The organism is Alistipes communis (assembly GCF_006542665.1).
Classification (GTDB): domain Bacteria; phylum Bacteroidota; class Bacteroidia; order Bacteroidales; family Rikenellaceae; genus Alistipes; species Alistipes communis.
The window spans coordinates 1,794,906-1,807,176 of record NZ_AP019735.1 but is presented as its reverse complement, the minus strand read 5'-3'; the positions used below and the strand labels follow the sequence as shown (position 1 = coordinate 1,807,176).

The following is a 12,271-nucleotide window of genomic DNA, read 5'->3' as shown; positions in this document are numbered from 1 at the left end:
CCTAACCGTATCCGACAAAGTTAATAAAAATTTCCCGAACATCCGTTTCGACCTTTTTCCCCGCCGGCAAAGGGAGACCGCGACCGCACGGGCGACGCACGGCAGGAACACGGACAACGGGCAAGCAGCCGGTCGGAACCGCAGCCGCGCACGGCCGTTCAGGAAGGCCGTGCGCCGACCGCCGCACGCCGGAAGGGCGCGGGGCGAAATCCCGGCCGGAATTTGGTAAAATGGAAATAAGGTGCTACTTTTGTCGCCGGAAAGATGGCAGAGCGGTCGATTGCGGCGGTCTTGAAAACCGTTGAACCGAGAGGTTCCGGGGGTTCGAATCCCTCTCTTTCCGCAAACCAAAATCCATGGTGAAGGCAGAGAACATGTCCTCTGCTTTTTTCGTTCGAAGCGTCACCGACTTCACAACAGACCGGTGCAGGACCGCCCGCGGCAGCGCAGGGAAAGACGAGCGAAGCGACGTCAACTCCGAAAACACCTCCCCGACAAAAATCCTCCGATATAATTCCGACCATTAGCAGGGATACCTGCGCACTCGCTCACGTTCCGCGCACCCTCACCGCATCCCTCCCCGAAAGGCGGATTCGCTCATGACAAAGGCTGCGGAGCGAAACACGTCGCTCCCGAAAACGGCGCCCCCTCGCCCTGAGGAAAATCCCGAAGCGACGTTACAGAGGCCAAGAGAACAAAAAAATCAGATAAAGATCAATGAAATTTAATTTTCAACTATTTACAGATGATACAAGCACTATTGAGTAACAATCCCAATGTCCGACATTTCGTCGCCCTCCCCCCTCAGCTTGTTTTCGCAAAACAGCACAAAAAAAGAGATTGCAAATTCTGCAACCTCTTGATTTTATGAGCTGTTGACGAGGCTTGAACTCGTGACCTCTTCCTTACCAAGGAAGTGCTCTACCACTGAGCTACAACAGCGATCGCCTTAAAAAGCGTTGCAAAAATAAGCAACAATTTCGAATTGGCAAAAAAAATCGCGGCTTTTCACGATTTATTTATATCTTTCGTTAGATTTGCGGAACGGAACCGCACAACTATCAACCCGCAACAATGAAAAAGATACTTATTATCGGCGCCGGAGGTCAGATCGGATCGGAACTGACGACCTACCTGCGTGGTATTTACGGCTCGCGCAACGTCGTGGCCACCGACGTACGTGAATGCAAGGCGCTGGGGGCCGACGGCCCGTTCGAAGTCCTCGACGCACTCAACGCCACGTCGGTAGCCTCAGTCGTCGCCCGACACGAGATCGACACGATCTTCAACCTCGTGGCCCTGCTGTCGGCCGTCGGCGAGCGCAACCCCCAAATGGCGTGGCACGTCAACATCGGCGCCTTGATGAACTCGCTCGAGGTGGCGCGCCAGCACCATTGCGCGCTCTTCACCCCCAGCTCGATCGGGGCGTTCGGCCCCTCGTCGCCCAAAGTCCGCACGCCGCAGGACACGGTCATGCAGCCCACGACGATCTACGGCATCTGCAAGGTGACGGGAGAGATGCTGGGCAACTACTACCACCACAAATACGGCGTCGATACCCGTTCGATCCGTTTTCCGGGCATCATTTCGAACGTCACGCTGCCGGGCGGCGGTACGACCGACTATGCCGTGGAGATCTACTACGAAGCGATTCGAAGCGGCCGTTACACCTGCGCCGTGCCCCACGACGTCTACATGGACATGATCTACATGCCCGACGTGCTGCGCGCCTGCGTGGAACTGATGGAGGCCGACCCCGCGCGGCTGCGCCACCGCAACAGTTTCAACATCGCCTCGATGAGCTTCACGCCCGACATCATCGCCGCCGAGATCCGCAAGCGCATCCCCTCGTTCACGATGGACTTCAACATCGATCCCGTCAAGGAGGAGATCGCCCGCAGCTGGCCCGACTCGCTCGACGACACCTGCGCCCGCGAGGAGTGGGGCTGGCGTCCCGAATGGGATCTTTCGCGGATGACCGACGACATGCTCGCCGCGATCCGCAGCCGGACGGCGCATCCCCGCCACGCCTGACATACGACCCTCGCCGTCAGAGACGCCGGAGACGACGAGTCCTCGACGGGAACTTTTCGATAAGCCGAGCGCAAAGCCGCACTTGTGCAAGCTGCGCCGAGACGAGAAAAGGAACATGAATGTGAACGATTTTCCGGCCGTTCCCGTTTTTCGGAATCGCCGTTTACTAAATTTTTTATATATTTGTAAGACTTTAAAACCACTAATCCCATTCGGACCATGACGCAATCCAATGTAAGGGCCGCATTCGAGCGGCATTTCAATACCCACGGAACACTCTACGCCTCGGCGGGACGCATCAACCTGATCGGCGAACACACCGACTACAACGGCGGCTTCGTCTTCCCGGGTGCCGTCGACTGCGGCATCACGGCGATGATCCGCCCCAACGGCACCGACCGCGTGCGCGCCTACGCCGTCGATCTGGACTCCTATGCGGAGTTCGGCTTGCGCGAGGAGGACAAACCCTCCGAGTCGTGGGCCCGCTACATCTTCGGCGTCTGCCGCGAAATCCAGAAACGCGGCGGCCGCATCGGCGGCTTCGACACCGCCTTTTCGGGCGACGTACCGCTGGGAGCGGGCATGTCGTCGTCGGCAGCGTTGGAGTCGACCTTCGCCTTTGCGCTCAACGACCTCTATGCGCTGGGGATCGACAAGTTCGAACTGGCACGCATCGGTCAGTCGACCGAGCACAACTACTGCGGCGTGAAGTGCGGCATCATGGACCAGTTCGCCTCGGTCTTCGGCAAGAAGGGTTGTCTGATGCGGCTCGACTGCCGTTCGATGGAGTTCGAATACTTCCCCTTCGATCCCGTCGGTTACAAGCTCGTGCTGCTCGACACGGTCGTCAAGCACGAACTGGTCGGCTCGCCCTACAACCGCCGGCGCGAGTCGTGCGAGCGCGTGGCGAAGATGCTGGGACAGGAGTTTCTGCGCGGCGCCACGATGGAGCGGCTCGATGCGATCCGCGATGAGATCTCCGACGAAGACTACCGCCGTGCACGCTTCGTGATCGGCGAGGAACGGCGTGTGCTCGACGTCTGCGACGCCTTGCAGCGTGGCGACTACGCCACCGTCGGGGAGCGGATGTACGCCACGCACGAGGGGTTGTCGAAGGACTACGAAGTATCGTGCGAGGAGCTCGACTTCCTGGTCGACGTGGCCCGCGAATGCGGCGTCACGGGGGCACGCATGATGGGCGGCGGCTTCGGCGGCTGCACGATCAACCTCGTGAAGGACGACCTCTTCGCCGATTTCATCGCCACGGCCAAACGCAAATTCACCGAGCGGTTCGGCCACGAACCCAAAGTCTATCCCGTCGTCATCTCGGACGGCGCACATAAAATCGACTGATTCAAACCATCCCGTTCATGAGAAAAACGATCTTCCTTTTCGCTCTGCTCGCCGGCACGCTGTCGCTGCAAGCCCAGAACTACCCCTTGCGCGCCCGCCTGAGCGACCCGAATTCCTTCTCGGTCATCGTCATTCCCGACCCGCAGAGCTACACCAAGTTCGCCGCCAACCAGCCGTTGTTCGAGTTGCAGACGGCATGGATCGCCCGCGAGATCGACTCGCTGCGCATCCTCACGGCGCTCTGCACGGGCGATCTGGTCGAACAGAACGAAACAGCCATCCCGCTGGCTTTCCGCAAGACCGACCAGACCAGCGCCGAGCAGTGGCGGGCCGCGTCGCGCGCCTTCGAGCGGCTCGACAACAAGCTGCCCTACGTCGTCTGCACGGGCAACCACGACTACGGATACACCAAGTCGGAGAACCGCCTGTCGCGCTTCCCCGACTACTTCCCGATGACGCGCAACGAGTGCTGGCGTCACAAAATCGTATCGGTATGCAACAACGCGCACGGAATCCCCACGTTGGAGAACGCCGCCTACGAGTTCCACACCGACACGTGGGGCGATCTGCTGGTCGTATCGCTCGAATTCGCGCCGCGCGACGAAGCGATCGAATGGGCGCGCAAACTGGTTGCGGAACCCAGGTACGCGAACACGCGGGTGATCCTGCTGACCCACTCGTTCATCGCATGGAAGGGCAACCGCAAGAAAACGGAACCCTACGAACTGACCGACGCCAACTACCAGCAGGCGATCTGGGACAAGCTCGTCTATCCGTCGTCGAACATCCGGCTGGTCATCTGCGGCCACGAATGCCACCCCACGACGGACTACTTCGAGACGGTCGGCTTCCGCACGGACAAGAACGCCGCCGGCAAATCGGTCGCGCAGATGATGTTCAACGCCCAGACGGCCGACGGACAGTGGCACGGCAACGGCGGCGACTGCTGGCTGCGCATCCTGGAATTCCTGCCCGACGGACGGACCGTATCGGTGCGGACCTTCTCGCCGATGTTCGCCCTTTCGCCCGTCACCTGCGACAAGGCGTGGCGCACGGCCGACTACGACCAATTCACCTTCGACATGGAATAACCGATCGGCTGAAACGAACATCTGTCGCACAACAACTTATCCCCAGATTATGGCAAAAGAGACTGTACTGATTTCGGGCGGTGCCGGATACATCGGCTCGCATACCGCCGTGGAACTGATCGCCGCCGGATACGACGCGGTCATCATCGACAACCTCTCCAACTCGGAGGCGGCGGCCGTCGAGGGTGTGCGGCGCATCACGGGCGTCGACGTTCCCTTCGAGCGGGTCGACACCTGCGACGAAGCGGCGCTGCGACGCGTCTTCGAAAAATACGATTTCGGCTCCGTCATCCACTTCGCCGCCTACAAGGCTGTCGGCGAGTCGGTCGCCGAACCGCTCAAATATTACCGCAACAACCTCGCGTCGTTCATGAACGTCTGCGCGCTGATGAAGGAGTTCGGCCGGCCGAACATCCTCTTCTCGTCGTCGGCGACGGTCTACGGCGAGCCCGACACATTGCCCGTCACGGAGCAGACGCCCCGCAAACCCGCCACCTCGCCCTACGGCAACACAAAGCAGATGGCCGAAGACATCCTGCACGACTGCTGCGCGGCCTACGAGGGCCTGCACGGCATCGCGCTGCGCTACTTCAACCCCATCGGCGCCCACCCCTCGGCGCTCATCGGCGAACTGCCGCGCGGCGTGCCGCAGAATCTGGTGCCCTACATCACCCAGACGGCCGCCGGACTGCGCGAATGCCTTTCGATCTTCGGCGACGACTACGACACGCCCGACGGCACCTGCCTGCGTGACTACATCGACGTCGTCGACCTGGCCAAAGCCCATGTAGCCGCGGTCGACCGCATGACGCAGCGGCGGATGAAGGAGGCCTACGAGATTTTCAATATCGGCACGGGCACGCCTGTCTCGGTCCTGGAACTGGTGAAGGGCTTCGAACGGGCGAACGGGCTGACGCTCAACTACAAGATCGTCGGGCGACGGGCCGGCGACGTGAAGGCGGTCTGGGCCGACACGCAGCGCGCCAACAAAGAACTGGGCTGGAAGGCCGAACGGCCTCTCGAAGAGACGCTCCGCTCGGCCTGGGCCTGGGAAAAACACGTGCGCGGCATGAACTAACCCTCCCCGATGCAATTCAATCACAGATTCGATATGAAACCTACACTTTTCGTACTGGCCGCAGGCATGGGCTCGCGCTACGGCGGTCTCAAACAGCTGGACGGTCTCGGCCCCAACGGCGAGACGATCATGGATTACTCGATCTTCGACGCCATCCGCGGCGGCTTCGGCAAGGTGGTCTTCGTCATCCGCAAGGATTTCGAAGCGGATTTTCGCACGAAGATCCTCTCCAAATACGAAAACCACATCCCCGTCAAGGTGGTCTTCCAGTCGGTCGACGACCTGCCCGAGGGCTTCGTCCGCCCCGAAGGGCGCACCAAGCCATGGGGTACGAACCACGCCGTGCTGATGGGCAAGGCGGTCATCCGCGAACCGTTCGCCGTCATCAACGCCGACGACTTCTACGGCCGCGACGGCTTCCGCGTACTGGGTCAGTGGTTGTCGAAAGCCGACGGACAGAACCGCTACTGCATGGTGGGCTACCGCGTGGGCAACACCCTCTCGGAGAGCGGCACCGTGGCGCGCGGCATCTGCCGAACCGATGCGAACAATTACCTGACGGGTGTGGTCGAACGGACGGACATCGCCCGCGTCGACGGCCGCATCACCTTCACGGGCGACGACGGACAGCCGACCACCACCGACGACAATACCCCCGTCTCGATGAACATGTGGGGCTTCACGCCCGACTACTTCCGCTACTCGGAGGAGTATTTCAAGGAGTTCCTGCGCGCCAACATCGACAACCCCAAAGCCGAGTATTACATCCCGCTGATGGTCAACAAACTCATCACCGAAGGCACGGCGACGGTCGAGGTGCTCGACACCACGGCCAAGTGGTTCGGCGTGACCTACGCCGCCGACCGTCAGGGCGTGGTCGACAAAATCCGTGCATTGGTCGACGCGGGCGAATACCCCGCCAAACTCTTTTAGGGCGATGACCGTCTCGAAAATCAGCACCGAACCCCACGCGCAGGGCGAGATCGAGGTCTTCCGCCTCGCGAACGCCGCGGGGGCTTACGTCGACGTGTGCAACATCGGCGCTGGCATCACGGCCGTCGTCGTTCCCGACCGCGAGGGGCGCATGGCCGACGTGGCGCTGGGGTACCGCGCCTACGCCGATTACGTCGGCGACGGCGCCTGCTTCGGCAAGACGCCCGGCCGTTTCGCCAACCGGATCGCCGGAGGGCGCTTCACGCTCGACGGCAAGGAGTACCGGCTGGCCGTCAACAACGGCCCCAACCACCTGCACGGCGGCCCGACGGGATTCGCCAACCGCCTGTGGCAGGGTGAAACGACCGGCGACGGCGTGGCCTTCACCCGCACCAGCCCCGACGGCGAGGAGGGCTACCCGGGTACGCTCACGGCGCGCATCGCCTATGCGTGGGACGACGACTGCTGCCTGACCGTCCTACTCGAAGCCGCGTGCGACGCCCCCACGATCGTCAACCTGACGAACCACTCCTACTGGAACCTCGCGGGCGAGAATGCCGGATCGGTGCTCGGCCACAAGCTGCGGCTCCGCGCCTCGCGCTGGCTGCCGACCGACGAAACGCTGATTCCCACGGGCGAACTCGCCGGCGTCGCCGGCACGCCGATGGACTTCCGCACGTCCAAACCGCTCGGCCGCGACATTCGCGCCGATTTCCCCGCATTGCGCTACGGCAAAGGCTACGACAACTGCTGGGCCGTCGACGACTGGCGCGCGGACGAGGAGACGACCGTGGCCGAACTGTACGACCCGAAATCGGGTCGGCGGCTCAGCGTCCGCTCCACACAGCCGGGCGTGCAGGTCTACACGGGCAACTGGCTCGCCGGCTCGCCGCTCTCGAAGAGCGGCCGGCCCTACGCGGACTACGACGGCGTGGCGATCGAGTGCCAGGGTTTCCCCGACGCACCGAACCGCCCCGATTTCCCTTCGGCCGAACTGCGCCCCGGCGAAGCGTACCGCCGGACGATCCGCTTCCGTTTCGACGTCCGTTAACGACGCACCTCATTCCGACGGACGCAGGCGCACAGCTTGCGGCCGTCGGCTTTTTTTCCTATTTTTGCACGCAAAATTCCGCACTGCCGATGTTGATTCTGTTCGCTGTCCTCTTCGGCGGCATCCTCACGGGCCGCTTGCTGCGCCGCCGACCGCTCCGTGCGCTCGGCAGCGTCATCACGTTCATCATCTGGCTGCTGCTCTTCATGCTGGGAACGGAAGTGGGCGGCAATGAAGAGGTCATGCGGTCGCTGGCCACGCTCGGCGTGCAGGCGCTCGTTCTCTGCACGGGAGCGCTGGCGGGAAGCATCGCCTGCGCCTGGCTGCTGTGGCGGTCGATCGGCGGCAGACGCACCGACACGACCGACTCCGCCGCACCCGCTCCGCCGGCCTTCGCCGCACTGCGCGGCAGTCTGGTGATCGTCGCCTTCTTCGCAGCCGGAGCGATTTTCGGCGTCGCGGGATGGATTCCGGCTACCGCAGCCTCCTCGCCCGTAAGCACCTACATGCTCTACGGGCTGATGTTCTCGGTCGGCGTGTCGCTGGGACACGACGCCACGCTCGTCGAGCGTATCCGCTCGCTCGACCGCCGCATGGCGCTGCTGCCCCTCTGCACCGTCGTCGGAACGCTGGCCGGAGCGGCGCTCGCATCGCCGCTGCTGCACACCGTACCGCCGGCCGATGCCATGGCCGTCGGCGCGGGATTCGGCTACTATTCGCTGTCGAGCATCTTCATCTCCGAACTGCGCAGCGTCGAACTGGGAACGGTCGCTCTGCTCTGCAACGTCCTGCGCGAACTCTTCACGCTGCTGGCCGCACCGTGGGTAGCGGGCCGTTTCGGGCCGCTGGCCGCGATTTCGTCGGGCGGCGCCACGACCTTCGACACCACCCTCCCGATCCTCACCCGCGTCGCAGGGCCGCAGTATGCCGTCGTAGCGATCTTCCACGGCTGCGTCACCGATTTCAGCGTTCCCTTCCTGGTCACGTTCTTCTGTTCGATCTGAAAAAACGGGACGCACCGACCGATGCGTCCCGTCTCAAAAAATCCCGCTTCGCCCCTATTGCAGCACGGGCGACTCGAAGCCCAGCTTCCGCAAACCGTTCTGTACGTCGGGGTGGCTCATGAAGAGCCGCCACAACAACTCCGAACGGTGGTTCTCGATCATCACCGCGATCGGCCCCTGATCGATGGCCAGATACTTCTGCGGATACCAGTCGTCGGTCTGGCTGAACGCATCGTAGAAGCCGTAAGGCCCCCATACTTTCTCGTGAAGCGGCCCGTAGAGGTAACGCATCACATCCATCGACTCCTCGGGCGTATAGACGATCGACGAAAGCGCCGCTGTGGGGGCGATCACGCCGCGATCCTCGCGCTCGACGGGAGCGTGCGCCGCATACCCCGCCGTCGAATAACTGGCCGTCAGCCCCCAGCAATCCTTGCCGTAACCCTTGTAGTGCCGGGGATTGCGGATGCAGTAGGCACGGTTGATGAGCGAATAGTTGCGCATCTCGCCGAAATAGTCCTCGCAGTAGTCGTCTCTCAGCCCGCGCGGATCCAGCCCGAGGAAGGAGTAGTGCGCCCAGAAGAGCGGACCGGCCTCGACGCCCTGATACCGCAGGCGGAGGCGGTAACCCTCGACCTCGTGCTCGTCGACGATCGCCCCGTTCTCGGCCCACCCCTCGGTATAGACCTCGCGGTCGATCGGATAGGTCGGCGAAGCGGCCGCCAGAATATACATCACCAGACACTCGTTGAACCCGTGTACGGCGAAATTCATCTCCCACCCGTATTCGGGACTCCAATGCCAGTAGAGGACGTTCTGCCCGTTGCGATACCACGACCACTCGACGCCGCGCCACAACGTATCGATACGCTGTGCGAGCGCCTGCTCGCGCTCGTTGCCCTGCGCGAAATACTGATGCGCGGCCAGCAGCCCCTGCACCAGAAAGGCCGTCTCCACCAGATCGCCTCCGTTGTCCTTCTTGCCGAAGGGTTTCACGCGGCCCGTCCGGCCCTCGATCCAATGAGGCCAGGCGCCGTGGAAGCGGTCGGCACGTTCGAGGAACGAGACGATGCGTTCGAAGCGTTCGATCCCCTGTTCACGGGTGACGTAGCCGCGCTCCATACCGGCGATAAGCGCCAGAATACCGAAGCCGCTGCCGCCCGTCGTCACGACCGTCTCGTCGTTTTCGGGATAGATGCCGTCCATGTTGATCCGTTCGCACGCAAGGCCGCTGTTGGGCTCGGCGCCCGACCAGAAATAATCGAACGTACGCCGCTCGACGCTGTCCAGCAACGCCTCGTCCGAAAGCGTCGCTGCGGGACGCTGCGCGCAGCCCGCGACGACGCCCGCCAGAGCGAGCGCCGCCATGGCCGCCGTAATCCGTTTGATCGTCTTCATGCCGCGAAGGTTATTTCAGGGTGAAACTTGCCTGCTTCACCGCGTCGCTCGCGCCGCCGATCATCACGTCGAACTCGCCCGGCTCTGCCACGTACCGCAGGTCGAAATCGTAATATTTGAGCAGCGAGACGTCGATCGTAAAACTTACGTCGCGGCTCTCGCCCGCTTTGAGCGCCACGCGCTGGAAGCCTTTGAGCTCCTGCACGGGACGGGTCGACGAACCCACCCTGTCGCGGATGTAGAGCTGCACGACCTCCACGCCGTCGCGCCGGCCGCTGTTCGTCAGGCGCACGGTGGCCTCGATCGACCCGTCGGCGGTCATCTCCGACGCCGAAAGGCGCACGTCGCCGTAGTCGAAGGTCGTATACGACAGACCGTAGCCGAAGGGATAGAGCGGCGTGTTGGGCACGTCGAGATAGTTGCTGCGGAACTTCTCGAACTTGTCGCCCAGCAGCGGACGTCCCGTATTCTTATGGTTGTAGAAGAGCGGTATCTGCCCCACGCTGCGCGGGAAGGTCACGGGAAGTTTGCCCGACGGGTTGACGTCGCCGAAGAGTACGTCGCCGATCGCCTCGGCCGCCTGCGTGCCGCCGAACCATACATTGAGCATCGCAGGCACGTGCTCGGCCTCCCATTCGAGCGTCAGCGGGCGCCCCGTGAAGAGTACCAGCACGACGGGTTTGCCCGTCGCCACGAGCGCCTTCAACAACTCCTGCTGCACGTCGGGAATGCCGATCTGCGACCGGCTGCTGCTCTCGCCGCTCATCTCCGAAGCCTCGCCCAGCGCGGCGACCACCACATCGGCCTCGGCCGCCGCGGCGAGCGCCTCGTCGAGCAACTGCTTGTCGGTGCGGCCGTCGCGCGGAATATCGCGCCCGAACATCGTGGCATAGCGCTCCTGCTCCTCGTCGCGGATCACGTTGCTGCCCTTGGCATAGAGGATCTTCACCCCTTCGCCGGCCACCTGCTGCAACCCTTCGACGAGCGTCAGCGGCTTCGTCAGATCGGTAGCGACGCTCCACGTGCCGGGCATGTTCGCGCGCGAAGCGGCCAGCGGGCCGACCACGGCGATCGTTCCCTCGCGCCGGAGCGGCAGCACGTCGCCTTCGTTTTTCAGCAACACGAAGCTCTCGCCCGCGATACGGCGCGCCTCGGCGCGGTGTGCGGGCGTATAGATCTGCGTGGCGGCGCGCTGCGGATCGCAGTAACGGTAGGGATCGTCGAAAAGTCCCAACTTGAATTTCGCTTCGAGCACCAGGCGGCACGCGCGGTCGATGTCGGACAGCGGGATACGCCCCTCTTCGAGCGACTGCTGCAAGGTTCCCAGGTAACCCTCGCTCACCATGTCCATGTCGACACCCGCCTCGACGGCGCGCGCCGACACCTCTTTCAGATCGCCCAGACCGTGCGCGATCATCTCGTAGATGCCCGTGTAGTCCGTGACGACGAAGCCCTCGAAGCCCCACTGCTCGCGCAGCACGGTGGTCATCAGCCAGCGGTTGGCCGTGGCGGGAATCCCGTCGACCTCATTGAACGACGCCATGACACTGCCCACGCCTGCCTCGACGGCCGCCTTGTAGGGCGGGAAATATTCGTTGTACATGCGCTGGCGGCTCATATCGGTCGTATTGTAGTCGCGTCCCGCTTCGGCAGCACCGTAGAGAGCATAGTGCTTCACGCATCCCATGATCTCGTCGGTGGCAAAATGCATCGGATCACGCCCCTGATAGCCGTAGACGAACGACCGCGCCACAGCGCTGCCGAGGAAGGGATCTTCGCCGATGCCCTCCGACGCACGTCCCCAGCGGGGATCGCGCGCAATATCGACCATCGGGGAGAAGGTCCAGCAGATACCGGCGGCACTCGCCTCGACGGCCGAAATACGGGCCGCACGCTCGACGGCCTCCATGTCCCACGTGGCCGTCAGGCCGAGCGGAATAGGAAAGGTCGTCTCATAACCGTGGATCACATCCATGCCGAAGATCAGCGGAATACCCAGACGGCTCTCCTCGACGGCGATACGCTGCACGTCGCGGATCTTCTCCACCCCCTTGATATTGAACAGACCGCCCACCTCGCCGCGGCGGATCTTCTCGGCGATGTCGCTGCTCTTGGCCTGACCGGTGGTGATGTCGCCCGCACTGGGCAGGTTGAGCTGGCCGATCTTCTCTTCGAGGGTCATGCGGCGCATCAGCGCGTCGACATACTGCTCCATCGTAGCGCCCGCAGGCTTCTCGACGGCGACGGCCGCGCCGCAGAGCACGATGCCCAGCAGGGTAATGAGTGTTTTTTTCATATCGTAATCTCTGTTTTTTATGGTATAATATTT

Annotated in this window: 9 protein-coding genes and 2 tRNA genes; 8 read left to right on the top strand and 3 right to left on the bottom strand. The window is 62.7% G+C overall.

Annotation, left to right across the window (positions count from 1 at the left end; all coding sequences use genetic code 11):
• The first annotated feature begins 258 nt into the window (after window positions 1–258).
• Window positions 259–343, top strand: a tRNA-Ser gene (locus tag FMF02_RS07470).
• A 527-nt stretch (window positions 344–870) separates the two neighbouring features.
• On the opposite strand, the gene FMF02_RS07465 is transcribed toward FMF02_RS07470, so the two are convergent.
• Window positions 871–942: transfer RNA gene (locus tag FMF02_RS07465), tRNA-Thr, on the bottom strand.
• A 132-nt stretch (window positions 943–1,074) separates the two neighbouring features.
• On the opposite strand from FMF02_RS07465, the gene FMF02_RS07460 reads away from it, so the two are divergent.
• The 7 genes from FMF02_RS07460 (at window position 1,075) to FMF02_RS07430 (ending at window position 8,544) form a co-directional block, all read left to right on the top strand.
• Window positions 1,075–2,034, top strand: coding sequence for an NAD-dependent epimerase/dehydratase family protein (locus tag FMF02_RS07460; protein WP_141412678.1), 960 nt, complete (start codon window positions 1,075–1,077; stop codon window positions 2,032–2,034).
• Between the two features lie 219 nt (window positions 2,035–2,253).
• Window positions 2,254–3,387, top strand: coding sequence for a galactokinase (gene galK, locus FMF02_RS07455; RefSeq protein ID WP_141412677.1), 1,134 nt, complete (start codon window positions 2,254–2,256; stop codon window positions 3,385–3,387).
• Between the two features lie 17 nt (window positions 3,388–3,404).
• Entirely contained in the window at window positions 3,405–4,478 is a 1,074-nt protein-coding gene (locus FMF02_RS07450) for a metallophosphoesterase (protein ID WP_141412676.1), read from the top strand.
• Window positions 4,479–4,527: 49 nt separating this feature from the next.
• Window positions 4,528–5,556 carry a UDP-glucose 4-epimerase GalE gene (gene galE, locus FMF02_RS07445; protein ID WP_141412675.1) on the top strand — a complete coding sequence of 343 codons (1,029 nt, stop codon included), beginning with the start codon at window positions 4,528–4,530 and terminating at the stop codon, window positions 5,554–5,556.
• Between the two features lie 33 nt (window positions 5,557–5,589).
• Complete coding sequence (locus FMF02_RS07440; protein ID WP_141412674.1) at window positions 5,590–6,489, top strand: glycosyltransferase family protein; 900 nt, start codon at window positions 5,590–5,592, stop codon at window positions 6,487–6,489.
• A gap of 4 nt (window positions 6,490–6,493) precedes the next feature.
• The gene (locus FMF02_RS07435) at window positions 6,494–7,540 is read left to right on the top strand and encodes an aldose epimerase family protein (protein ID WP_141412673.1); all 1,047 of its coding nucleotides are present in this window, start codon (window positions 6,494–6,496) and stop codon (window positions 7,538–7,540) included.
• An 89-nt stretch (window positions 7,541–7,629) separates the two neighbouring features.
• Window positions 7,630–8,544: a LysO family transporter gene (locus tag FMF02_RS07430; RefSeq protein WP_141412672.1), complete on the top strand. Its 915-nt coding sequence runs from the start codon at window positions 7,630–7,632 to the stop codon at window positions 8,542–8,544.
• 54 nt (window positions 8,545–8,598) lie between these two features.
• Here FMF02_RS07430 and FMF02_RS07425 read toward each other — a convergent pair whose 3' ends face one another.
• Window positions 8,599–9,912 (bottom strand): glucoamylase family protein, encoded by a 1,314-nt coding sequence (locus tag FMF02_RS07425; protein WP_244611649.1) that lies wholly within the window; start codon window positions 9,910–9,912, stop codon window positions 8,599–8,601.
• Between the two features lie 40 nt (window positions 9,913–9,952).
• Window positions 9,953–12,238, bottom strand: coding sequence for a beta-glucosidase BglX (gene bglX / locus FMF02_RS07420; protein ID WP_141412670.1), 2,286 nt, complete (start codon window positions 12,236–12,238; stop codon window positions 9,953–9,955).
• Between the last annotated feature and the right edge of the window lie 33 nt (window positions 12,239–12,271).